At 38.2% G+C, this 23995-nt stretch carries 19 protein-coding genes and 2 pseudogenes; 5 read left to right on the top strand and 16 right to left on the bottom strand.

The window, feature by feature from the left end:
• Nucleotides 1–37 precede the first annotated feature (37 nt).
• The 4 genes from gorA (at nucleotide 38) to SCSC_RS03330 (ending at nucleotide 3200) form a co-directional block, all read left to right on the top strand.
• A complete protein-coding gene (gorA, locus tag SCSC_RS03345; protein WP_006270579.1) occupies nucleotides 38–1387 on the top strand; it encodes a glutathione-disulfide reductase in 1350 nt (449 codons plus the stop codon).
• Nucleotides 1388–1616: 229 nt separating this feature from the next.
• On the top strand, nucleotides 1617–1916 hold the full coding sequence (locus SCSC_RS03340; protein WP_022524575.1) for a hypothetical protein: 300 nt from the start codon (nucleotides 1617–1619) through the stop codon (nucleotides 1914–1916).
• Nucleotides 1917–2035: 119 nt separating this feature from the next.
• Nucleotides 2036–2578, top strand: coding sequence for a biotin transporter BioY (locus SCSC_RS03335; protein ID WP_003069700.1), 543 nt, complete (start codon nucleotides 2036–2038; stop codon nucleotides 2576–2578).
• A gap of 148 nt (nucleotides 2579–2726) precedes the next feature.
• Complete coding sequence (locus SCSC_RS03330) at nucleotides 2727–3200, top strand: GNAT family N-acetyltransferase (protein ID WP_006270543.1); 474 nt, start codon at nucleotides 2727–2729, stop codon at nucleotides 3198–3200.
• 203 nt (nucleotides 3201–3403) lie between these two features.
• Here the strand turns inward: SCSC_RS03330 and SCSC_RS03325 are convergent, their stop codons facing one another.
• The 12 genes from SCSC_RS03325 to SCSC_RS03270 form a co-directional block, all read right to left on the bottom strand.
• Nucleotides 3404–4186: a nucleotidyltransferase domain-containing protein gene (locus tag SCSC_RS03325; RefSeq protein WP_006270541.1), complete on the bottom strand. Its 783-nt coding sequence runs from the start codon at nucleotides 4184–4186 to the stop codon at nucleotides 3404–3406.
• A gap of 145 nt (nucleotides 4187–4331) precedes the next feature.
• A complete protein-coding gene (gene pheT, locus SCSC_RS03320; RefSeq protein ID WP_006270592.1) occupies nucleotides 4332–6737 on the bottom strand; it encodes a phenylalanine--tRNA ligase subunit beta in 2406 nt (801 codons plus the stop codon).
• 136 nt (nucleotides 6738–6873) lie between these two features.
• Nucleotides 6874–7401, bottom strand: coding sequence for a GNAT family N-acetyltransferase (locus tag SCSC_RS03315; RefSeq protein ID WP_006270566.1), 528 nt, complete (start codon nucleotides 7399–7401; stop codon nucleotides 6874–6876).
• Between the two features lie 4 nt (nucleotides 7402–7405).
• Nucleotides 7406–8452 (bottom strand): phenylalanine--tRNA ligase subunit alpha, encoded by a 1047-nt coding sequence (gene pheS, locus SCSC_RS03310; RefSeq protein WP_003069711.1) that lies wholly within the window; start codon nucleotides 8450–8452, stop codon nucleotides 7406–7408.
• A gap of 305 nt (nucleotides 8453–8757) precedes the next feature.
• Nucleotides 8758–10623: an ABC-F family ATP-binding cassette domain-containing protein gene (locus tag SCSC_RS03305; protein WP_006270525.1), complete on the bottom strand. Its 1866-nt coding sequence runs from the start codon at nucleotides 10621–10623 to the stop codon at nucleotides 8758–8760.
• Nucleotides 10620–11819, bottom strand: coding sequence for a CCA tRNA nucleotidyltransferase (locus tag SCSC_RS03300; protein ID WP_006270585.1), 1200 nt, complete (start codon nucleotides 11817–11819; stop codon nucleotides 10620–10622). The genes SCSC_RS03305 and SCSC_RS03300 overlap by 4 nt, the downstream gene beginning before the upstream one ends.
• Nucleotides 11820–12099: 280 nt before the next feature.
• Nucleotides 12100–12948 (bottom strand): DegV family protein, encoded by an 849-nt coding sequence (locus SCSC_RS03295; protein ID WP_006270550.1) that lies wholly within the window; start codon nucleotides 12946–12948, stop codon nucleotides 12100–12102.
• 3 nt (nucleotides 12949–12951) lie between these two features.
• Nucleotides 12952–13326 carry a DUF1149 family protein gene (locus SCSC_RS03290; protein WP_003069715.1) on the bottom strand — a complete coding sequence of 125 codons (375 nt, stop codon included), beginning with the start codon at nucleotides 13324–13326 and terminating at the stop codon, nucleotides 12952–12954.
• Between the two features lie 161 nt (nucleotides 13327–13487).
• The gene (locus tag SCSC_RS03285; protein ID WP_006270594.1) at nucleotides 13488–15437 is read right to left on the bottom strand and encodes a PTS fructose transporter subunit IIABC; all 1950 of its coding nucleotides are present in this window, start codon (nucleotides 15435–15437) and stop codon (nucleotides 13488–13490) included.
• On the bottom strand, nucleotides 15434–16345 hold the full coding sequence (pfkB, locus tag SCSC_RS03280) for a 1-phosphofructokinase (protein ID WP_006270576.1): 912 nt from the start codon (nucleotides 16343–16345) through the stop codon (nucleotides 15434–15436). The genes SCSC_RS03285 and pfkB overlap by 4 nt, the downstream gene beginning before the upstream one ends.
• On the bottom strand, nucleotides 16342–17085 hold the full coding sequence (locus SCSC_RS03275) for a DeoR/GlpR family DNA-binding transcription regulator (protein ID WP_037566155.1): 744 nt from the start codon (nucleotides 17083–17085) through the stop codon (nucleotides 16342–16344). Before SCSC_RS03275 ends, pfkB begins: the two co-directional genes overlap by 4 nt.
• 151 nt (nucleotides 17086–17236) lie before the next feature.
• Nucleotides 17237–19780, bottom strand: a complete 2544-nt coding sequence (locus SCSC_RS03270; RefSeq protein WP_006270552.1) for a M1 family metallopeptidase — start codon at nucleotides 19778–19780, stop codon at nucleotides 17237–17239.
• Nucleotides 19781–19911: 131 nt separating this feature from the next.
• On the opposite strand from SCSC_RS03270, the gene SCSC_RS03265 reads away from it, so the two are divergent.
• Nucleotides 19912–20880 carry an NAD(P)/FAD-dependent oxidoreductase gene (locus SCSC_RS03265; protein ID WP_006270530.1) on the top strand — a complete coding sequence of 323 codons (969 nt, stop codon included), beginning with the start codon at nucleotides 19912–19914 and terminating at the stop codon, nucleotides 20878–20880.
• Between the two features lie 53 nt (nucleotides 20881–20933).
• Here SCSC_RS03265 and SCSC_RS03260 read toward each other — a convergent pair whose 3' ends face one another.
• The 4 genes and pseudogenes from SCSC_RS03260 to SCSC_RS09500 form a co-directional block, all read right to left on the bottom strand.
• Complete coding sequence (locus tag SCSC_RS03260) at nucleotides 20934–22625, bottom strand: phospho-sugar mutase (RefSeq protein WP_006270560.1); 1692 nt, start codon at nucleotides 22623–22625, stop codon at nucleotides 20934–20936.
• A gap of 401 nt (nucleotides 22626–23026) precedes the next feature.
• Entirely contained in the window at nucleotides 23027–23701 is a 675-nt protein-coding gene (locus tag SCSC_RS03255) for a DnaD domain-containing protein (RefSeq protein WP_006270564.1), read from the bottom strand.
• 8 nt (nucleotides 23702–23709) lie between these two features.
• A pseudogene (locus SCSC_RS03250) lies at nucleotides 23710–23844 on the bottom strand (homoserine O-succinyltransferase); the annotation flags it as partial.
• 25 nt (nucleotides 23845–23869) lie between these two features.
• Nucleotides 23870–23980 (bottom strand): annotated as a pseudogene (locus SCSC_RS09500) (homoserine O-succinyltransferase); the annotation flags it as partial.
• Between the last annotated feature and the right edge of the window lie 15 nt (nucleotides 23981–23995).

Raw genomic sequence — 23995 nt, 5'->3', positions numbered from 1 at the left:
ACAATAATTTCATACTACAGATAAAAAGGAGACTCGTATGAGAACATTTGACATCATCGCCATTGGTGGCGGTAGCGGAGGAATAGCAACCATGAACCGTGCTGGAGAACATGGTGCAAAAGCTGTCGTTATTGAAGAAAAGAAATTAGGAGGCACCTGTGTCAACGTCGGTTGCGTTCCAAAAAAAATCATGTGGTATGGTGCACAAATTGCCGAAGCTATTCAAGACTATGGACCAGATTATGGATTTACTTCAGATAATCAGCAATTTGATTTTAGGACACTTCGAAAGAATCGCGAAGCATATATTGACCGTGCACGCCATTCTTACCATAATAGTTTCACTCGGAATGGAGTTGAGGTGATTGAAGGTCGTGCCAAATTCATAGACCGCCATACAGTTGAAGTAAATGGCGAGATCATTCAAGCTAAACATATTGTTATCGCAACTGGTGCTCATCCTCATATTCCAGCAATCCCCGGAGCAGAATTAGGTGAAACTTCTGACGATGTTTTCGCATGGGAAGAACTCCCGCAGTCTGTTGCCATTCTTGGTGCAGGCTATATTGCAGTCGAATTAGTCGGACTTCTGCATGCTTTAGGCGTAAAAACAGATCTCTTTGTCCGTCGAGAACGTCCTCTCCGTAATTTTGATGCTTATATCATAGAAGGTCTTGTAGAAGAAATGAAGAAATCAGGTCCTACTCTACACACCCACAAAATACCAAAAAAGCTTGAAAAAGTTGAAAACGATTTGCTTCGCATCACTTTTGAGGACGGAACGAGCCACGTCGCCCAACACGTCATCTGGGCAACAGGGCGGACTGCCAACACCGAAGGATTAAATTTAGAAGCTGCTGGTGTTACCCTTGATACTCGTGGCTTTATCACAGTCGATGAGTTTCAGAATACAGCAACACAAGGTATTTATGCTCTAGGAGATGTTACAGGAGAAAAAGAATTAACCCCTGTTGCTATCAAGGCAGGGCGTACCTTAGCAGAGCGCTTATTTAATGGAAAAACTGAAGCTAAAATGGATTATTCTAACATTCCAACTGTTGTCTTCTCTCACCCAGCAATTGGAACCGTTGGCTTGACTGAAGAACAAGCCATTCAACAATATGGAGCAGAAAACCTTCACATTTATACCTCTGGTTTCACTTCCATGTATTCAGCTGTCACCCAACACAGACAACAAGCTAAGTTCAAACTGATTACAACAGGAACAGATGAGAAAGTCATTGGTCTCCACGGAATCGGTTACGGAGTTGATGAAATGATTCAAGGCTTTGCAGTTGCTATTAAAATGGGAGCGACCAAAGCAGATTTTGATGCGACCGTTGCCATCCATCCTACTGGATCAGAAGAATTTGTTACCATGCGCTGAGAGTGGAAACAATTCCCATAAATGTCTTACTCTTAGAATTTTTCCAACCTTATCTCAAGAGTCAGAAATGCTGGCTGCATTTCTGACTCTTTTAGTTTACACGATAACTTCTTCTCATTCCATAACTTATTCCTTTATTTTATCCGCTGGGAGTGGGACAGAACTCAAAATTAAAAATTTTAAGTTCGTAGTCCCACCCCCGCAAAGATGACTAGGAACTCTTGCGAGCTTGAACAGCGAAGAAAGAGTCCAATCAGCTACTGCGTCATTTGTTTATCACGAAACTCTTTCAGAAGTTGAAAACTTTTGTCCCAGCCTCCCTTTTTTCTTTGATTTTTTAGTCGATAAAGATGTAAATCTTTGTTCTGATCATATCAAACCTATTTTAGGAGGTTTTCCTATGAAAAAAGTAAAAATAATTCTTGTAACTATCTTACTTATCTTTTTAAATATCTTTGGACTAATTGCATTTTTGATATTATACTTTCGCAACAAAAATAAAGGAAAAGTAATATACCGCAAAAAATAATTAAACTACTTCGACAAAAGGTGAATTCAGTTTATGCTTTCACCTTTTTATTTATTACTTGACATTTTTCGTATTTACTTTATAATAGTTACCATATTATAAAGCAAAGGGTTACAATAATGAAGAAATCATTTACACTTGTCCTGCCAGCTATTGGTGCAGCTTTGATAACTGTCCTTGCTCAGATTACCATTCCTATCGGTCCAGTTCCTTTTGCTCTGCAAAATATGGCAGTTGGCTTAATAGCCACTATTTTTCATCGAAAAGAAGCTTTATTAGCAGTTACACTTTATCTTCTTTTAGGTGCTATTGGACTCCCTGTTTTTGCAGGCGGAAGTGGCGGATTGCAGGCACTTGTTGGACCAAACGCAGGCTATCTCTGGTTTTACTTGTTCTATGCTTTGGTAACAGCTGGTCTGATTTCAAAAGATAGCAGTTTTTTAACGATTTTCTTAGCCAATCTACTCGGAGATGCTCTGGTTTTTGTCGGCGGCGTACTTGGTTTAATGTTATTAGCAAGATTTAGCTTAGATAAAGCTATCACTGTTGGAATTATTCCTTTTATCCTACCAGATCTCATAAAACTTATCGTAATTAGTCTTGTTACTATTCCTATTTTTAAAAATTTAAAAAACCATCCTTACTTTAAGCTAATAAAATAAATATTGTACAAACAATCTTAAAACTCGCTCATAGCAGGTTATTTTTATATGACTCAAAAATTTTTTGAATTTTGTTCTTAACAAAAATGACTGATAGTCATATAATATTTTATATAAAAATGACCGGCGGTCACAAAAGGAGTTCACTATGCCTATTAGAAAAGCAATCCCAAGCGATATTCCAGTACTCAATCATCTTTTAGAGCAAGTCTTGCTTGTTCATCATAAAGTCCGACCAGATATTTTCAAAGAGAGTGGTCGCAAATTCAACGATGAACAGTTGAAAACACTGATGTCTCAGGAAAATACACCAATCTTTGTCTTTGAAAATGAAGAAGGAAAAATCTTAGGTCATCTCTTTTGTATCATTAAAGAACCACAAAGTCTCGCACAAACACCTATCAAAACGCTTTTTATTGAAGACCTTTGCGTTGATGAAAATGCTCGTGGTCAAAAAATTGGTGAGCAACTCTGCCATTTTGCAGAAGAATTTGCCCAAGAAATTGGCTGTTACAACTTAACCCTTGATGTATGGAATAATAATGTCGCTGCCTTGCGCTTTTATGAACGTTTAGATCTAAAGCCCCAACAAACAATCATGGAAAAAATTTTAAAGAAATAGGAAAAATTCATGAGTCAGAGAGAAAAAAACTGCAATCCGAAAAACATGACTAGCCACAACCAAACAATAAGACTGCCCAAAATATTTTTGACTCTCTCTGCAGAAGAAACTACTAAAGGAGCTTTTTATAATGATTTCAAGAAAAATCTACTAAATACAAAAAACGGCTTAAACCGTTTTTTTATACTCAATTCCAGCCGATTTTATGATAAAATTCCCTCTAAATTTACAATTATTTCTCTTAATTGTTTTTCAAGAATTTCAGGACTAGCAGTGATGCTCATTAATAAGGCATTTAAAGATTTCTCAAATTGATTGGGAAGAAGGCTTGCATGAGCTTTTGCATACGACATCATTCTCTTTTCGCCGGGGTGGGTCAATTCATTAACTGCAAAAATAATGTCAAAATAGGATTCTAAAAAAGCTGTAACACGATGATTAACGCTAACAAAGTCTTTTCGTTTTGCTGCTTTTAAAATCTGCGTATCGTAGGACGGCAAATGTCCAGTTAACAAACTAAAATTTCGTGAAATGATATTATCTTTTAATTTCGGAGGAAAAGGAACGTTAAACCGTTCTTGCAATTTACCTAATTCTCCATCCGCATCATACAGAATCTTGCAGGTTTTTAAATTGTGCCAAAAGCAGGTAGTGTAGCCATTCCCGGCTTGGTATTTTTCTATAACATTTTCAAGATCTGTTGCAAAATGACAGATATTCCTGTAAAGAATATCAATATCAACACCATTATTTAAGGTACAATCATCTTCCAATTCCCAAAACTGATTACTCATTTCCATGTAAGAACAATATTTAGTTAAAATCGACTTTCGGCTATTTTCATCTGGAATGCTTGTGCAATAAATATATAAATCATAGTCCGAAGTCTCATCATAAGTTTCTCCACTACGAGAACCTCCTAAAGCAATAGTTGTCACTTCTGGCAAGTCAGAAAATGCTTTCCAAAGTTTCGCAAAAACTGTCATTATTTTCTCCTATGTCAAGTTATTTATAAAAAACTTTGCCCTTATTATACACCATATTTTTTGAAGAAGAAAGATTTACAAGATAAAAATAGAAGTGAGACTAAGAACTAAAATTTTTAGTTCTGTCTCACTCCTAGTTCTAGTATTACCGCACTTCTGCACCAATCGTTTCTTCAAGAGACTTTTGGATTTTTTCCATATAACGAGCTACTTCCTCATCTTCCAGAGTATCCTCTGGATTTTGGAAAGTTAAGGTGTAAGCCATTGATTTCATGCCGAGTCCCAGTTTTTCACCTGAGAAGACGTCAAATAATTTGATATCTGTCAAGCGTTTCACACCAGCAGCCTCAATAGCTTCAACGACTTCTTTGTGACTGATTTCTGCTTTCAGAAGCAGTGCTATATCACGTGTTACAGCTGGGAATTTGGTAATTTCTACAAATGGTTTTGCTAGTTGAATTGCTTGTTCAATCGCTGTCAAGTTGATTTCTGCTACATACGTTTCTGGGATATTATAATCCTTAGCAGTTACTGGATGAACTTGACCAACAAAGCCAATGACTTGTCCGTCCAGCAAAATGGCTGCTGTACGTCCCGGATGCATGCTGGCTAATGCTTGCGTCACTGTGTATTCTACTTTCAGTCCTAGGCGGTCAAACAGTGCTTCCAGAACTCCTTTTGCATAAAAGAAATCAACTGGTACAGCAGAAGTTTGAAAATCCTTTTCAGAAACCAAACCTGTCAAAGCAAAGGCAAAACTGTTAATTTCAATTGGCAATTCTTCCTGTGGATTACCCGTTTGCTCGAAGACTTTTCCAATCTCATACAGAGCCAAGTCCTTATTTTTACGTGCTACATTATAGGCAACAGTATCCAAAATGCCAGCTACCATATTTTGACGAAGAACGCTGCGATCTACTGTCATCGGCCACATCAGCTCTGTCAAGTTACTTGGATTAGTGCTAAATTGCACAGCTTTTTCAGGAGTAGTCAAAGCATAGGTGATAACTTCTGTCAGACCAGCACCTTCTGCAACTGTACGAACTTTGCGACGAAGTTTTTGGGTTTCTGTCAATTGACCAGCTGTTCCGTCACCTTTTGGAAGAGTTGCTGGTAATTTATCATAACCATAGATACGCGCAATTTCCTCATAAAGGTCTGCTTCAATGTGAATGTCCCAACGATGGCGTGGTACGCTGACTGTGAATTTCTCTGCATTGCCATTAAGACCAAAACCAAGACGGCGGAAAACATCTTCAATATCTGTATAAGTTAATTCCGTCCCAAGTACACGATTGACATCTAATAATGTTGAAACAACTTCAACATCTGATGTGTCCACTTGACCTGCTGAAACGATATCGGCTTTTACCGTTGCACCTGCAAGATCTGCAATCATGCTAGCCGCAGCATCTAAAGCTTCTGTTACTGTCGCTAGGTTAATTCCTTTTTCAAAGCGAGAGGATGATTCTGAACGAAGATTGAGACGTCCGCTCGTCTTACGAATGGAAGTTCCGTCAAAAACTGCTGCTTCAAGCACTACACGCCTTGATTTAGGGGAGATTTCCGTTTCACTTCCACCCATAATACCAGCCAATGCTACAGGCTTATCTGCTACGGTAATAACAAGATCACTCGTTTCTAAATCACGCTCTTCATCATCAAGAGTTACTAACTTTTCACCTGCACGTGCTTCACGTACGACAATTTGATTATCTTCGAAAGTATCTAAATCAAAGGCATGCATTGGTTGACCAAAATATAGCAACATATAATTTGTCACATCTACTACATTGTTGATAGGACGAATCCCTGCATTCATAAGCAGATTTTGAAGCCACTGCGGACTTGGAGTAATGGTAACATTCTCTAAAATACGCACTGCATAAAAAGGCGCCTTTTCTGTTTCAATGGCAACAGATAGTTGTTCTCCAGCTTGCTCTTGTGCTTCCAACAACGGAAAATCTTGAAAATGAACTGATTTGTCATAAATCGCTGCCACCTCATATGCTACCCCGCGCATTGAAAGAGCATCCGCACGGTTCGGCGTAATAGAAAGCTCAATAATTTCATCATCCAAGTCAAGATAAGGAAAAACGGAATCTCCTGGTACAGCTTCTTCTGGCAAAATTTGAATCCCTTCAGAAAATTCTTTTGGGACAATCGAGTCAGAGATACCTAATTCTCCAAGAGAACAAATCATTCCAAGAGATTCTAAACCGCGGATTTTTCCTTTTTTAATCTTGTAATTATCCGCAATACGAGCTCCGGGAAGAGCTACCATAACCTTGATTCCTGCTCGTACATTTGGAGCGCCACAAACGATTTGTCGAAGTGCTTCTTCTCCCACGTTCACTTGACATACATGCAAGTGCGTCTCAGGCACCTCTTCACAGCTGACCACTTCACCAACGACAATGTTTGACAATCCCTCAGCAGGTGAACTAACCCCTTCTACTTCTATTCCTGTTGTTGACATTTTTTCAGCTAATTCTTCACTTAGCACATCTACATCAACTAGTTCTTTTAACCATTTATAACTTACTAGCATAATTCATCTATATGAGTACATCAAAATCTTTGAGAATTTTTTGCTTTTTCTCAAAAATTTCACCTCATATTTATTTCCTTTCTTTTAATTCGCAGAGCTATTGAGAACACGAAAACAGTGCTCAACGCTTTCTCAATTATTTTAATTTTTTCCGTATGAGCCAATCAATGTCAACCGTTTCACCTGTCACATATTTATGCTCACTAAAACGCTCAAAACCATATTTAAAGTAAAAGTTTTGGGCCTTAAAATTCTTTTCCCAAACGCCTAGCCACACCCATGAACATTTTCGTTTCATGGCTTCCTGCAGGGCAAATTCAAACATTTCCTTGCCAAAACCTTGTCCTTGATACGGTTTCAAAACATAGATGCGATGCACCTCAAAAGCATTCCTCATTGAATAGTCTGCCTCTACTGGCTCAGTCTGTTCCTGCCCCCAGTTAAATTTGAGAAAACCAACAATCTTCTCTGTTTCATCTAGTGCAAAATAGGTCTCTGACTCTACCAGTGCCAAATCCTTCTGAATCCGCTCAAGTGAGAGCTCATTCGCAAAATAATCTTGCATGTCTTCTGCCTTGATGTAAGGGCCAAAAGTTTCTAGATAAGTCTGCACTTCTAGTGCTCTTAGAACTTCAGCCTGTTCTTCTTTTACTTTTATTAACATACATTTATTTAAATTGTTCTGAGAACCGAACATCTCCTTGATAAAATCCGCGAATGTCATTGATTCCGTAGCGCAACATAGCCACACGTTCTTGCCCAAGGCCAAAGGCAAAACCAGAATAAACATCCGGATCAATGCCACTCATTTCAAGAACACGAGGGTGCACCATTCCGGCTCCCATAATTTCAATCCAGCCAGTCTTTTTGCAAACATTGCACCCTTGACCACCGCATTTGAAGCAGGAAACATCCACCTCAACAGAAGGCTCTGTGAATGGGAAGTAAGATGGACGCAGACGGATCTGACGCTCTTCACCAAACATTTTTTGCACAATGAGCTCCAATGTTCCTTGAAGATCTGCCATAGAAATATTTTTTCCGACAACTAAACCTTCAATTTGATGAAATTGATGAGAATGCGTTGCATCATCCGTATCCCGTCGGAACACACGCCCTGGCGAAATCATCTTCAAAGGTCCTTTAGAAAAATCATGTGCATCCATCGCTCGAGCTTGAACCGGACTAGTGTGAGTCCGCAGTAAAATTTCTTCTGTAATATAGAAAGTATCCTGCATATCACGCGCTGGGTGGTCTTTTGGTAAATTCATCCGCTCAAAGTTGTAATAGTCTGTTTCGACTTCAAAACCATCTACAACTTGATAACCCATTCCAATAAAAATATCTTCAATTTCTTCACTTGTCTGGCTAAGAACATGACGATTCCCAGCAAGAATTTTCCGACCCGGAAGAGTTACATCTACTGACTCCCTAGCCAGCTGATTAGCAACTTTTTGCTCTTCCAATAGTTTTGCAGATTCTTCAAAAGCAGCGGTCAATACATCCCGTGCTTCATTGACATGTTTCCCGATAATCGGACGCATATCAGCAGAGACATCTTTCATACCTTTTAAAATTTCTGTTAAAGAGCCTTTCTTTCCAAGGACAGAAACACGCAGATTCTGCATTTCTTTTTCATTTTCAGTTGAAATTTTTTTCAGCGACGCCAGAGTTTCTTCTCTAAGCTTATTTAATTGTTCTTCAATGGTTGACATAATTCCTCCAAATATAAAAAACCGCTTGTCAGACTCCATAATCGGAGCGTTGACACGCGGTACCATCCGTTTTCATCTGGTTTTCCAGACCTTAATTCTAAATCCCTTTGCAAGTGAATTCACCTAGTTTTCATCTAAAAAACTCTCAGTCTCTGGTTCTTCTCCCTGTCAAACTTCCCCTAAGCTACTAGTCTTGCGGATTCTTATTTAATTAATTGGTATTATACCAAATTTTATAGGATTTGTAAATAGAGCTTATTTAAAGATGTAATGATACTCATGATACATATATGTAGCTGTTAATTCTATACTAACTCACTCAAGTATTCGTAGCGCTCATATTTCTCCAAAAGGAAATCATTTTTAACATCCAGTTCTTTTTGGAGTTCAGCGAGTCGACCAAAGTCCGAAGCATATTCCAGCATTTTCCGCTCAATAGTTGCAATTTCCTCTTCAAGTTTCTCTATATCACCCTCAATAGACTCCCACTCCTGCTTTTCAAAATAGCTCATGCGTTTCTTCTCCTCACGCACCTTCACTGGCTTTTCCTTTCCAGTCTTTTTGGAAATGGCAGAACTCTCAGCCAGAAAAGCTTTTTCATCTAAATAATCCGTATAATTCCCGAAGTACTCTCTGATAGTTCCCTCTTCAAAAGCTAAAATCTTATCTGCTACTTTATCAAGGAAATACCGATCGTGACTAACAGTAATAACTGGTCCAGCAAAACTCTGCAAAAAGTTTTCCAGTACTGTTAGAGTTGCAATGTCCAAATCATTGGTTGGCTCATCAAGAAGCAAGACATTCGGCTTTTCCAAGAGAAGTTTCAGTAGATAAAGACGCTTTTTCTCTCCACCAGAAAGCTTTTCAATCAAAGTACCATGAGTAGAGCGCGGGAAGAGGAATTGCTCCAATAGTTCCGCAATTGATGTTATTCCATTGCCTATTTTAACCTCCTCAGCCACTTCTTGCAAGAAATTGATAACACGTTTAGACCCATCTAATCCTTCAATTTGCTGTGAAAAATAAGCCACACGAACTGTCTCACCAATCATAAGTTGACCAGATTGAGGTGCTAATTTCCCAGCAATCAAATTGAGCAAGGTCGATTTTCCAACACCGTTATCACCCACAATTCCAAGCCGATCTTTATTTTGAATCAATAAGTTAAAATGAGAAAGAATTTTCTTGTCACCATAAGCAAAGTCAACATCTTTAAATTCAATCACTTTCTTACCAATACGACTGGTTTCGAAATTCATTTCCAAACTACTGTCAGTTGCCTGACCCGCTAAATCTTTCTTAAGGTCATGAAAACGGTTGATTCGTGCTTGCTGCTTGGTTGCTCTGGCCTGTGGCTGGCGGCGCATCCAGGACAATTCTTGCTTATACAGTTGCTGCTTTTTATGGAGAAGGGCAGCATCTCGCTCGTCTTGTTCTGCCTTCAAACGGACATAATCCTGATAATTTCCTTGATATTCAACTAAACTACCACTGTCTAACTCAAAAATTCGAGTTGAAACAGAATCTAAAAAATAACGATCATGGGTAATAAAAAGAACTGTCTTTTTGGAATTCTTCAAAAAATTCGTCAGCCATTCAATGCTATCAATATCCAAATGGTTGGTTGGTTCATCAAGGAGCAATAAGTCATCATCTCCTAACAGAACTTGTGCTAATTGAACTCGACGTCGCAAACCTCCTGACAAATCGCCAACCTTAGCAGATAAGTCGTTCAACCCCAGCTTAGACAAAACTGTCTTAACTTGACTTTCGATTTCCCAGGCCTGAAGAGCTTCCATTTCAGCCATCACTTTCTCTAAATGAGATTGATTGTTTTCGTCATAGTTAGACAGCAATAGCTTATACTCACGAATGAGCTGCATTTCTCGTAAATTACTAGACAAAACTGTATCTAGCACCGTTTTATTGTCATCAAAGTGCGGTTCTTGAGTTAAGTAACCGATTTTATAGTCTGAATGAGCAGAAAAGGGATTGACATCCCCGTCAAATCCAGATTTTCCAGACAGAACGTTCAAAAGAGTTGTTTTTCCAGTTCCATTAACCCCAATCAAGCCAATGCGATCCAAACCATGAATAATAAAGGAAATATTTTTAAAAACAGTCTTATCTCCTACCGTTTTAGTCAACTTTTCAACAATAAAGTCACTCATCTTTTCTCCTCTACAAAAGCTAAAATAGCTTCAAGGCAGTTGTCCAAGACGCCATTCACAATAGCCATCTCAATCTCAGTCAAGAGCTGTCCTAAAGCAGGTCCAGGCTTAAAACCAAACTTTTTGATTAACAGGCCACCATTGACGACAATCTCATGTTTATCATGAATCGTTAGTGAATTATAAGTAAGATAAATCTTTTCAAAATCAACAGCTAATCCCTGTGCTTGACGAATTTCTTCTGCTTGTATCATCAGGTCCAGTTCAAAACGATAGCATTCTTCCTTATTCAGAAAATGCGTTTGGCGAATGGTATAAATCGTAACAATTTGCTCTACGCGTTTTTGAAATTCATTTGAAGTTTTCCAATGCTTTAGGAATTTTTTAACATTTTTTACTTGAAGAACCATTAGAAGAGCAGCCCAGGCTTGCTCTGAACTCGTAAATTTAAAATCTGCTTCAACATCAAACATCGTTTCCAATTGTGATTGGCTGCTGCGCATGTCAGGTAAATAATCCGTTGCACCACTGGCAATCAGACTTTTCAAACCTTTACGCCAATAAAACGCTGTCAGTAATTTATCAAATTCAATAAAAGTCCGCTCTACAGAAATTTTTTCTAATAGCGGAGCACACATTTTCATGGCATTGAATGTGTCTTTGTCTAACGCAAAACCCAGAGTAGCCTGAAAACGAAATCCTCGCATGATACGCAAGGCATCTTCGGTGAAACGCTCCGAAGGTGTTCCTACAGCACGTAAAATCTGATGTTTTAGATCATTCAATCCTTCAAATAAATCAATCACATTCCCTGTTTCATCTAAAGCCAAAGCATTGATCGTAAAATCGCGCCGCTTTAAATCTTCTTTTAGAGAACGAACAAAGGTAACATGACTAGGTCTACGATAATCTACATAAATATCCTCGGTCCGAAAAGTCGTCACTTCGTATTCATGATTATCCTCTAATACTAAAACTGTCCCGTGCTCAATCCCAACATCAATCGTTCGTTCAAAAATACGTTTGGTTTCTTCTGGATAACTGGAACTCGCAATATCCACATCATGAATCGGTCGATTCAATAAGGCATCGCGGACTGACCCACCGACAAAATACGCCTCAAAACCGGCATTCTTGATCTTCTTTAATACTGGTAAAGCCTCCTGAAATTCAGAAGGCAGATTTTCTAATCTCATAATAAATATTCCAATCGTCATATTTTTCTAATCATGATGTGGCTCATTTGAAAATTATTTACTACTTAAACTTAATTGAACACACTATCAGGAAAATCTATCCCTTAGCAAAATTAGGAGCAAGCATATCTCCTAGCCATCTTGCCTGTGAAGGTTCGATGAACTTTGTAATTTCATCCCAATCGCTCTAACCACAGAAACAAAGCCATGCTCTTAATACACTCTATCACCAACTTATAGGCATTTCCCATAAAGCCTTTTAGGATAGGCGAATTGCACCTTAGACAATCGGGATATAAGCAAGAGCAATACTTCCTGCTCCCAAATGAGTTCCAATCACACTGCCAAATGTTGCAATGGGAATTTCTCCAGTAACTCGTTCTTCTACTAATAATTTATGTAGAAGTTCTGCTTTTTCCCGTGCATTTCCATGAATAATCATCACCTGGTAATTTCCTTGTGCAGTCTGTTCTTTGACAATCTCAACCAGACGTTTCGTAGCTTTTTTCTCGGTACGAATTTTTTCATAAACCTCAATGACTCCCTCGTCATTAAAGTAAAGAATTGGTTTGATACTGAGCAAGTTTCCAAGAATTGCAGCACCGTTAGACAAACGACCACCCTTCACCAAGTGATTTAAGTCATCTACCATGATGAAAGCACCAATTCCCTTAATTTGAACTTCAAGATTGTTTAAAATTTGTTCAAACAATAATCCCTGTTTAGTCCAGTTCAAAATATGCTCCACCATCATTCCAAGTGGCGCACTTGTGATTTTTGAATCCGGAAAAGCAATTTCTAAACTTGGAAATTCATCTTTCAAATACTGGATATTTTGATAAAAACCAGAAATTCCACTCGATAAAAACAAACCAATGACATGAGTATAACCTTGTCCTTCTACTAAAGAAAGGATATTTACTAAGCTAGCAATACTCGGTTGGCTCGTCTTTGGCAATTCACTAGAAGCTGCCATTTTTTGATAAAATTCACTAGCAGAAAGATTTTTTCCTTCAATATACTCAACCCCGTCTATACTAACAGGAATATCTAGGACAAATAAATGCTCATTTTCGACTACTTTATTATTTAAATATGCAGACGAATCAGTAATTACAGCTAATTTCATGCATTAAAACTCCAAATTGATGCCTGGTAAATCTAAGGCGATTTCTGTTACTTCATAGGTCAAACGATTTAATACAGCCAAACTTGGCTGAGCTAATTGCTCCACCTCATCCTGCTCAAATTCACTCGGTTCGTTCACAATTCGCCCAAGAATATGATTGACTTGCGAGATTGTTCCACTAATGACAAAAGCATCAAAGACAATCATAAAGCTCACAATTACAACAATAGAGGTCACTTGCCCTTCCTGATCTTGATTTAACAATTGAAAATTGACGTCCACTTTTGTTTCTGGAGTTCCATTTTCTTTTTCCCATTCTAAATTACGAGCATCATAATGATATTGACTAACAAATTCTTTTTCACGTTGTAATTCCATTTCGTTTCTCCTCAAAATATGCGTTAGTAAAATTATATCATATTTTCCAGCACCTGACTATTTTAATCAGTATGAAAATCATCTTCTGCCAATGTTTCTTTTAGGATTAAAAAGGAGTCAGAGAATTTTTTCTCCAACTCCTAGAATGATGAAACTCATCATTATTTATTCAATGGTTTACGAAGTGCTCCGAATAGCACACCACTTACAATTGCGCCAATCAAGATAAAGATGATATAGAGAAGAGCATTTGAAGTAAGTGCAATAACAAAGATACCTCCGTGCGGTGCGATTAGTTTAATACCAGCCATGCCGACAAGGGCACCTGCTAAGGCAGAGCCAACCATAAAGCTTGGAATAGCGCGAGCAGGGTCAGCAGCACCAAATGGAATGGCACCTTCAGTGATGAATGATAGCCCCATAACAATGTTTGTCAAACCTGAATTACGTTCTTCTTCGGTGAATTTGTCTTTGAATAAAAGCGTTGCAACAAAGACTGCTAGAGGAGGAACCATACCACCAGCCATAACTGCTGCCATCACAACTGAACCACCTGTTGAAACAGTTGCTGCAAGAGTTCCTGTACCAAAGATATAGGCCGCCTTATTGAAAGGACCACCCATATCAATAGCCATCATACCACCTACAACGAGTCCAAGAAGGACAGCTGAACTACCAGATAAACCTTCTAGGAAACTATTCAATCCAGTATTGATAGCTGCCATTGGAATATTCACCAATAACATCAAGAAGCCAGTTAGCAAGATTCCCAACAGCGGGTAAAGTAGAATAGACTTGATGCCCTCTAGTGATTTTGGAAGACCACTCAAGGCTTTTTTAAGAAAGTTTACAACGTAACCTGCAAGGAAACCACCCACTAGGGCTCCAAGGAAACCAGAAGGGACGCCAGCAAGAGCAAGGGTTGCTTTCCCGCCTGCTGCAAATGGAATTTTTCCAAAAGCAAGACCTGCCGAAGCCATGCTACCTGCTACAAACCCTGGTGCCAAACCTGGCTTTTCAGCAATAGAATAAGCGATATAACCAGCAAGAACAGGAAGCATAAAGCCAAAAGCCAAACCACCAATATTCTTAAACATAGCTGCAAGCTCATGGTAAGTTCCAAGATTTGCCAATTGATCTTTTGGAACTCCCATCGCTTGGTCAATCAAGAAGGCAATAGCAATCATAATACCACCACCAATAACAAATGGAAGCATTTGGCTAACACCACTCATTAAGTGTTTGTAGAAACCGCCTGCTGCATTCGCTGAAGAGGACGCAGCTGCTTTATTGGCTGCATGATATACTTCTGCTTTTCCTGACAATGCCAAGTTAATCAATTCTTCTGTTTTACGAATACCATCAGCAACCGGACGATTAATCAGTGGTTTCCCATCAAATCGATCCATTTCTACAGCTTTATCAGCTGCAATAATAACTGCTTTTGCTTTTTGAATATCTTCTGCTGTCAGTTTGTTTCCGATACCACTGGCACCATTGGTTTCGACTTTGATACCAACTCCCATTTCGGCGGCTACCTTTTGAAGCGCTTCTTGAGCCATATAAGTATGTGCAATACCTGTTGTACATGCTGTAACTGCAACAAGAAAATCACCATCTTTGCTTGCCGTTTCTACCGTTGCAGACTCTGCTGCTTTATCAGACGCTTGGTCAAATAACGCAATCACTTCGTCTGGTGAAGTCACTTGACGAAGTTTATCTGCAAATCCATCTTTCATCAGGTATTGGGACAATTCTGCAAGTGCAGCCAAGTGGGTATCATTCGCTCCTTCTGGTGCAGCGATCATGAAGAATAAATCTGTCGGTTGCCCGTCTAAACTTTCATAATCCACACCTTTGTTTGATTTTGCAAAAAGAACTGATGCTTCTTTTACTGCGGCATTTTTGCTGTGTGGCATGGCAATTCCGTCCCCTAAGCCTGTTGACGTTAAAGCTTCACGAGCCAAGATTCCTTCTTTGAATGTTTCAAAATCTGTCACATAACCACTGTCAACTAAACGATGAATCATTTCATCAATAGCAGCTGTTTTTCCAGTCGCTTGTAAATCAAGCAACATTACATCTTTTCTCAGTAAGTCTTGAATCTTCATATTTTTTCTACCTCTACTTTTTCATACGTTTTGTTAATGAAATCGGCTGTCGCCAAATCATCAGAGAAGGTTGTTGCAGTCCCGCAAGCTACTCCCCACTTAAAAGCTTCAACAGGATTTCCTGAACGAACAAATTCACCAGTAAAGCCTGCAACCATGGAGTCACCAGCCCCAACAGAATTTTTTACGATTCCTTTGATTGGCTTTGCAAAATATGCTCCGTCCTTTGTTACCAAAAGTGCTCCATCACCTGCCATAGAAATAATGACATGTTGGGCTCCCTTGACTAGAATTTCACGAGCATATTTCTCAATCTCATCCAGCTTTTCCAGCTTCACTCCGAAAATATCACCCAGTTCATGATTATTTGGTTTGACCAATAATGGCTGAAATTCCAGTGAATCAATAAGTGTTTGTCCTTCAAAATCGCAAACGACCTGTGCGCCAGTTTGTCTCGTTAAGCTAATTAACTCTTTGTAGACGACATTCCCCAGATTTTTGTTACTTGATCCTGCAAACACCACTGTATCTTGTTCTGACAGTCCTGAAAGGATCTCTTTCAATTCTGCTAATTGCTCTGGTAAGACGGTCGGACCCGTTCCATTGATTTCTGTTTCAGCATCTGCTTTAATTTTCACATTAATGCGCGTATCCTCTAACACTTGAACAAAATTAGTCGCAATCGCTTCATTTTCCAAGGTATCAGTAATAAATTTTCCAGTAAAACCACCTATAAAGCCAGTCGCTGTGTTATCAATTCCCAAACGTTTGAGCACACGACTGACATTGATTCCTTTGCCACCAGCAAATTTATCATCGCTTTCCATACGATTCACGCTTCCAACATTGACCTTATCCAAACGGACAATATAGTCAATAGAAGGGTTAAGCGTAACAGTATAAATCATACTTCAATAACCTCCGTTTTTTCTTTTATCTTTTCCAATTGCTCATTGGCACATGCACTCGTAATAATGCTAGCACGTTTGATAGGGGCGACTTTCACGAAAGAGGAATGACCGATTTTTGAAGCATCAGCTAAGATGTAGGTCTGCTTGGCGTTTTCAAGAATCGCTCGTTTGACTGCTCCTTCTTCCATATCAGGTGTTGTATAGAAATTTTCATCAATTCCATTCATACCAATAAAGGCTTTGTTGAAATTCAACTGACCAATTTGATTCAAAGCAACCCCCCCGATACTAGCGTCTGTTGAGCTTTTAACCACCCCTCCGATAATAACTGTTGGAATGTTTTTCTCAACTAATTTTGTCGCATGGTGAATAGAATTGGTCACAACCGTCATATGTTTATTTGAAAGTTCATTCACTAACAATTCATTTGTCGTTCCAGCATCAATAAAAATAACATCTTGTTCTTGAATCAATTCCGCTGCTTTTTGAGCAATTCGTAATTTATCTTGAACGTTTTTGATAGATTTTTCTTGATTGCTTTCTTCCTCTTGAAGGAAATGAATATTTTCTGCACCACCGTGAATTCGGCGCAGTTTTCTTTCACTCTCCAATTCATCTAAATCTCTACGAACTGTCGATTCAGACGTATCTAATAGACGAACTAAAGTATCTAGTGAAACAACTTGATGACGATTAATTTCCTCTAAAATTACCTGTTTTCGCTCTGATTTTAAGATAATTCCACCCCTTCCTGCAATCGTTTACAGATTTATTATACACCAATTTATTTCAAAGTCAAGCATTTTCTTTCAAAAACTATCATTTTTAATAAAATATCGAAATACAATAAGAAAAGGCTGAAATTCGCATTCAACCTTTTTTATACTATTATACTGTCGCTTTGATTGCTGCTTCAACAGCTGCTTTTTCTTTGTCAATCAAATCAATACGAGCGGAAATTTCTTTGATTCCCATACTAATATTACGGCTAATTGCCAAATCAGATAATTGTGGTTCAAAGAAGGCTTTGTATTCTGCTAAACGTTCATGCGTCTTAAAGGTACTTGCTGGATAAATGACAAATTTGTCAAAACTCATATCTCCACCAAGAGCTGCCTTAATCCAATCCCAATTGTCACGCGCCCAAGTCCAGACAGTTCCTTGTGTGAAATCATGTTGTAAGAAAGTAAAATACCAGCTCATTGCTAAATCCTGCGGTTTTACAATATCTTTATTTTTCCATTCTTCTAAAAGATGAGTGAGTGTTGTTTCGTTCTTCGTATAAGAAAGAGCCGAAGCCAATTGACGTTGGAAGTTACCGTCAACCGTTGTGATGTAGGTTGATAGATATTTATCGGTCAATTCTTTTGTCTCATGGCGTTTGATTTGGTTAATCAAAATTTGCAAGCGAGTGGCTGCAGGAAGTTTTTCCAAAGTATCGTGATAAGCTTCAAAAATTTGGCTAGCTTTTTGACTCGCTTTTTCATCATCAGCCGCAATCATATTCGCTACAACGATTTGACGAACCAATTCATCTTCATCTGTTTCACCTGCTTTAGCTTCAAAACCAAGTCGGTCAAAGTTAGCTTGATTCAGTTTGATAAGTAACTTCTTAAAGGCTACCTCTGTTTCTGTCCCTTCATCCACAAAAATCTTCAAACTATTTAGCACAGCTTTTACAGCAGATACTACAAGATAAGATCTTTCATTGGTCAATTTTTTAACCACTGGAATCAAATCTGCAAATGAAACGAAACCAGCTTCAGCCAACAAACGACGTTCTTGCACCACTTGCAACTTACTTGTATTATCTAAGTCTGTAATAGTTGCCAAAATATTGTCTAGCAATTCGCCTTGATAATCAGTAATGTAATGTGCTGTATTTTCCGTATTAAGACGAAGTGCTCCTTCATTTTGAGCTGCAAGAGCTGTATAATTTGGAATTTCAAGCGTTTCTGTTTCTAGGGTATCTGGGATACCAGTCCAATTACTATTCAACGGTACAACCCATAGACGACCTTTTTCTTCTTTTTCACCAATAAAGAATTGTTTTTGAGAAATTTTGAGAGTGTCATTTTCCACAATCGCTGTCAAAACAGGATAGCCTGGTTGTTCTAGCCACGAATCCATAAAGGCTGCTACGTCACGTCCTGAAGCTGCACCTAGAGCATTCCATAAATCACGACCAATCGTATTACCATATTGATGTTTGGCAAAATAAGCATTCAAGCCTTTTGCAAAAGCTTCATCTCCTAGCCAACGACGAAGCATGTGCATGAGACGACTTCCTTTAGCATAAACAATCGCAGGATCAAATAACGTATTGATTTCGTCTGGATGTTTTACTTCCACATGGACAGATTGAACACCGTCAGTCGCATCCCGTTTTAGAGCCAGAGGGACACCACCTGTTTGGAAATCCTCAAAGATGTTCCAAGTTGGTTCAATGGCATTCACACAGACATATTCCATCATGTTGGCAAAGCTTTCATTGAGCCAAAGATCATCCCACCATTTCATTGTGACCAAGTTACCAAACCATTGGTGCGCCAATTCGTGAGCAATCACAAGAGCTACTTGCTGACGACTAGTAACAGTTGAATTTTCATCTACTAAGAGATAAACCTCACGATAAGTGACCAAGCCCCAATTTTCCATAGCACCTGCAGAGAAATCTGGTAAAGCTACATGTAGGGATTGAGGAATTGGATACTTCACCCCATAATATTCTTCATAAAAGTCAATAGAGCGAACTGCAATATCTAGAGCAAACTCTAAGTTTGAAGCAGGGTGGGCTTTAGTAGAGTATACCCCCACCAAAGTGCCATTCTTTGTTTTAGCTGTAACACCTTGCAAATCGCCAGCTGCAAATGCTAAGAGGTAAGAAGACATACGAGGCGTTGTTGCAAATGTCCAGATACCCGTTGCTTTCCGATTTTCTACATCAATTTCCAGCATATTTGAAAGCGCTATTTCTCCTGCTACTTGGTCGAATTTCAAAGAAAGATCAAAAGTTGCTTTTGCTTCTGGCTCATCTACGCTTGGAAAAGCTTCACGCGCAAAATGACTTTCAAACTGAGTAGAAAGCACTTCTTTTTTAACTCCATCAACAGTATAGTAAGAAGGATAAATTCCTGTCATATTATCTGTAATTTTACCTGTATAAGAGAGAGTTACTTCAACAGTTCCTGAATGACCAAGCTCAATATAAACTGCTTCATTTTCATTATCTACAGAGAATGGGCGTGATTGACCAGCTACTTTGACAGATTGAATCACTAAATCTTTCTGATGAAGTGAGATTTTTTCACCTTTTGCTTCTCCGCTAATAGTTACCTTACCTGTAAATGTTTTTTGCTCCCGATTCAAATCTAAAAAAATCGTATAGTGATTTGGAACAAATGTTTCAATAAAATGTGCAACTGCTTGCATGTATTTCTCCTTAATTAATAATATAATCTGTAACTATTGTATCATAATTCATGCCTGCTAACACGTATTCTTTATAGTTTTCCTACATTTTGTGATAAAATAGAAATACGTTATCATTTTAAGGAGAAATCATGTCTGAAATTTTTGATATTACGATCATTGGTGGAGGTCCCGTGGGACTTTTTGCTGCTTTTTATGCACACATGCGTCAAGCAAAGGTGAATGTGATTGATTCACTTCCTCAGCTCGGTGGACAGCCCGCCATTCTCTATCCTGAAAAGAAAATTCTGGATGTTCCTGGTTTTACTGATTTAACTGGTGAAGAACTGACTGAACGTTTAATTGAGCAATTGAAAGCGTTTGAAACAAGCATTCACCTTGATGAGACTGTATTAGATATTGAAAAAAACGATGAATTATTTACCTTAACAACTAGCAAAGGGAAACATATCTCAAAAGCCATTTTGATTGCTATGGGAGGTGGTGCCTTTAAACCACGTCCGCTTGAACTAGAAAATGTAGACCAATTTGAAAACATTCACTATCACGTATCAAATATCAATCAATACGCTGGACAAAACATTGTGGTTCTAGGAGGTGGTGATTCTGCAGTGGATTGGGCACTTGCTTTTGATAAAATCGCTCCGACACATATCATCCATCGTCGAGACACCTTCCGAGCTTTAGAACATAGTGTGAATGAATTAAAAACTTCAAATGTAACAATCAAAACACCATTTGTACCAAATAAGCTTATCGGCGAAGGAAACAAACTTACTCATCTTGAAATCACTAAAGTAAAGAGTGATGAAAAGGACCTTCTTCCGCTGGATCAACTTTTCGTCAATTATGGCTTTAAATCATCTGTTGGGAACTTAAAAAACTGGGGATTGGAGCTTAATCGTCATAAGATTATTGTGAACAGCAAACAAGAAACTTCTGTTGTAGGGATCTATGCTGCTGGAGATTGTTGCAGCTATGATGGTAAAATTGATTTGATTGCAACTGGTCTTGGGGAAGCTCCTACAGCCATCAACAATGCTATGAATTATATCTATCCAGAACAAAAAGTACAACCAAAACATTCGACTAGTCTTTAAAACGCAAAAAAACTTGAGGTTCTCAAAAGAGAACTTCAAGTTTTTTTATGCACTTATTTCACGCTATCCATTTTTTCTCGGCAAGCCTTTTCGATGAGATCGAGTTTTTCAACACTTTCCTTTTCGTCTTTACCAATTGAATAGATGTATAGTTTAATTTTAGGTTCGGTCCCTGACGGTCTGAGTGCATACCATGAACCATCTTTAAAGTAATATTTCAAGCAGTTTTGTTTTGGAAAATCAAGATAGCTATCTTTAAAGTCAATCACTTTTTCAAGTTCCATTGCTCCAACTGTTGTCAAAGGATGTTCTCTAAATTCTTCCATCATACGAGCGATTCTCTCTTGACCTTCTACACCTTCTAACTCAAGAGAAACTTGTCTTTCATTATAGAAACCAAATTCTGCATAGATATCATTTAAAACATCTAACAGAGTCTTATCCTGTTTCTTAAAGTAAGCAGCCATCTCCACGATCATCATAGAAGCACTGACAGCATCTTTATCTCTAACAAATGTTCCATAACAGAAACCAATACTTTCTTCGTAACCGAAAACATACGTTTTTTCTTTAGTACGATCATACTCGTTGGCTTTGCCACAAATATTTTTAAATCCAGTCAGGGTTTCTACTGTTTCAATACCATATTTCTTCGCAATCGCTCTAGATAAATCACCTGTAACAATAGATTTCACCATGACAGGATTTTCAGGTAAATTATTGAGAGCAGAACGTTGTGAGAAAATATAATAAGAAAGCAAAGCACCAATCTTATTTCCATTTAAAAAGACATAATCACCGTTTGCATTTCTTACTTCCAGCGCAACACGATCGCAGTCTGGGTCATTGGCAATCAAAATATCACAATCATTTTCTTTTCCAAGTTTTTCAGAATAGGCAAATGCTTTGGGAAATTCTGGATTGGGATAACCAACTGTTGTAAAATCTGGATCAGGAAATTCTTGTTCCTTCACGACATAGATATTTTCAAAACCTCTTCTTTTTAAAATTTCTCTAACCGGAATGTTTCCTGTACCATTCAAAGGCGTATAGCCAACTTTGATAGATTTATCAACATCTTCATTGATGGTCAAGTTAAGAACTTCTTTGTAGTAATCTTCTTCGACAGATGCATCAATATAATTTGCAAGACCACTTTCCAAGGCTTCTTCAAAAGGAATAGATTTGATGTCTTCAAAGTTGACAATTTCATCCATGTGACCTGCAATTTGGCCTGCAATGTCATCCAAAATTTGTGACCCTTCTTCCCAATATGCTTTATAGCCATTGTATTCTTGTGGATTATGACTAGCTGTCACCATCACGCCAGCCTTACAGTGCAATTTTCTAATCGCATATGAGCACATTGGCGTAGGATGAATCCCATTGTAAATATAGGTTTTGATGCCGTGAGCAGCCATGATAGAGCAGGTCAACTCAGCAAATTCTTTTGATTTATATCTGACATCATAGCTGATTGCAACACCTCTTTTAATCGCTTCTTCACCATGGTCTTTCAAGGTTTCAGCCAATGCCTGGGCTGCTTTTCCTACCATGTATTTATTCATACGGTTGGTACCAGCACCCAATTTCCCACGAAGACCAGCGGTCCCAAACTCAAGACCCTTGTAGAATCGATCTTCGATCTCAGCTTCATCATCCTGAATAGACAGCAAATCAGCTTTCGTTTCTTCATCGAAGAAATCATTGTTTAGCCATTGTTCATAAACTTCTTTGTAGTTCATATAACGACTCCTTTTAATATATTATTTCTCAATAATTCCATTCTATACTACCTTTTCATTTTTAGCAATCCTTTTTCTGATTTTTATTTAAAACGCTTGCATTTTTTAGTTTTAATGGAAAAATCTAAAATGCTTTTAGAAGGAATAACTAAATATTTTTCTGAAAAATTTCTCTTATCCAAATGATTAGGCATTGGCATTTTTATACTCAGTTTTCTATATTCTCCTACTATTTCAATCATTGGCTAGAGACTCAACTTTGGGTAAATCAGCATCAAAAATGAGCCCTATCATCTCTGAAGTGGATTTTATCACTACAGAAATTATAGAGCCTTCATTATCATTTTTTTACTATTACTTATTTCATGCTCAATTTTTCATGAAAAATAAACTTCGACATCTTAATCACGCCACAAATCCATAGCATTCAAAAAATCATCTGAAACGGTGATATTTTGCGGATTGGTCGTTTCACGTTCCTCTCGCTTCGCTTCGACTTGGCTTACTGTTGTAATACCTTCACGACGCCAATTTCGTAAGATGGCTTGGATATACTTCCAATTTGCTTTGCCGTTAAAAACAGCTTCTCGAAGAGCAGCTGTGACAAGTTCCGGGCTGGTCTTATCATCTTGAATTGTTTTTGTTAAATCTTCTATTTCAAATGGTGTCAAGAGACGACCTAATTCTCTTTGGAAAGTCTCAACCAAGTCTTTTAAATTATTTTGAGAAATAGGCTGTACGACCGTTGAGTGACTTTCTACAATTTCATCCAATCGTTCAAGTGCTGGCAGTGCATCAAAAACAGCCTCAATCTCACCATTAAGTACAATCGTTTTGTACTGCAACAACCCTTTTTCTGTCAAATTTGACATAGAACGATTGACCTCTGTGACTGACTTCCCAATACTTTCCGCAATCCGATTAGGAGAAATCTCTTCTAATGACGTTGTATTTTGTAAATAGAAAAACTGCCAAACCAAAAAGTCGTCACTATTATCAAATATCTCATGAAAATGAAAAAGAAGCTCTGTTGGCAATACTAAATTGCCCGTCTTATACGCTGATAAATAAGTCATAACACCTCTTATAAATAAGCAAACAAGAAAGCGACATTAGCTGCATTTTTCCAGTCAAATGGCGTTTCTTGGTAAACAGCATAGTTGATACAATTGTTGAAGAACAGTGCCTCAGCTAGATTCCATCGCAAACATAGAGTTGAAATAATTTTCTGGGATGGGGATCTAGCGCAACAACTGCGTTTCCGTCACTATTTTTTGCGGCATTAAATTCAAAATCAAGATATTCTCAGATCTTAAAATGTCAACAGTTAATAATTTCTTAATTTTAAATGACATTTTCGCTTAAAGAGG

Source organism: Streptococcus constellatus subsp. constellatus, assembly GCF_023167545.1.
Classification (GTDB): Bacteria; Bacillota; Bacilli; order Lactobacillales; family Streptococcaceae; genus Streptococcus; species Streptococcus constellatus.
Note: the sequence above shows the minus strand (reverse complement) of the source record. Positions and strands in the feature narration are given on the sequence as shown.

What these genes read in the sequence shown, in the direction of transcription:
- SCSC_RS03325 (WP_006270541.1), bottom strand. Translation starts at nt 4,186, where the DNA reads ATGACAGTTTTTGCGAAACTTTGGAAAGCATTTTCTGACTTGCCAGAA.
- SCSC_RS03295 (WP_006270550.1), bottom strand. Translation starts at nt 12,948, where the DNA reads ATGAAATTAGCTGTAATTACTGATTCGTCTGCATATTTAAATAATAAA.
- pfkB (WP_006270576.1), bottom strand. Translation starts at nt 16,345, where the DNA reads ATGATTTATACTGTTACGCTTAACCCTTCTATTGACTATATTGTCCGT.
- SCSC_RS03315 (WP_006270566.1), bottom strand. Translation starts at nt 7,401, where the DNA reads ATGTTAATAAAAGTAAAAGAAGAACAGGCTGAAGTTCTAAGAGCACTA.
- SCSC_RS03305 (WP_006270525.1), bottom strand. Translation starts at nt 10,623, where the DNA reads ATGAGTGACTTTATTGTTGAAAAGTTGACTAAAACGGTAGGAGATAAG.
- pheS (WP_003069711.1), bottom strand. Translation starts at nt 8,452, where the DNA reads ATGTCAACCATTGAAGAACAATTAAATAAGCTTAGAGAAGAAACTCTG.
- SCSC_RS03285 (WP_006270594.1), bottom strand. Translation starts at nt 15,437, where the DNA reads ATGAAGATTCAAGACTTACTGAGAAAAGATGTAATGTTGCTTGATTTA.
- SCSC_RS03290 (WP_003069715.1), bottom strand. Translation starts at nt 13,326, where the DNA reads ATGGAATTACAACGTGAAAAAGAATTTGTTAGTCAATATCATTATGAT.
- SCSC_RS03270 (WP_006270552.1), bottom strand. Translation starts at nt 19,780, where the DNA reads ATGCAAGCAGTTGCACATTTTATTGAAACATTTGTTCCAAATCACTAT.
- SCSC_RS03335 (WP_003069700.1), top strand. Translation starts at nt 2,036, where the DNA reads ATGAAGAAATCATTTACACTTGTCCTGCCAGCTATTGGTGCAGCTTTG.
- SCSC_RS03265 (WP_006270530.1), top strand. Translation starts at nt 19,912, where the DNA reads ATGTCTGAAATTTTTGATATTACGATCATTGGTGGAGGTCCCGTGGGA.
- SCSC_RS03300 (WP_006270585.1), bottom strand. Translation starts at nt 11,819, where the DNA reads ATGAGATTAGAAAATCTGCCTTCTGAATTTCAGGAGGCTTTACCAGTA.
- SCSC_RS03255 (WP_006270564.1), bottom strand. Translation starts at nt 23,701, where the DNA reads ATGACTTATTTATCAGCGTATAAGACGGGCAATTTAGTATTGCCAACA.
- SCSC_RS03260 (WP_006270560.1), bottom strand. Translation starts at nt 22,625, where the DNA reads ATGAACTACAAAGAAGTTTATGAACAATGGCTAAACAATGATTTCTTC.
- SCSC_RS03330 (WP_006270543.1), top strand. Translation starts at nt 2,727, where the DNA reads ATGCCTATTAGAAAAGCAATCCCAAGCGATATTCCAGTACTCAATCAT.
- pheT (WP_006270592.1), bottom strand. Translation starts at nt 6,737, where the DNA reads ATGCTAGTAAGTTATAAATGGTTAAAAGAACTAGTTGATGTAGATGTG.
- gorA (WP_006270579.1), top strand. Translation starts at nt 38, where the DNA reads ATGAGAACATTTGACATCATCGCCATTGGTGGCGGTAGCGGAGGAATA.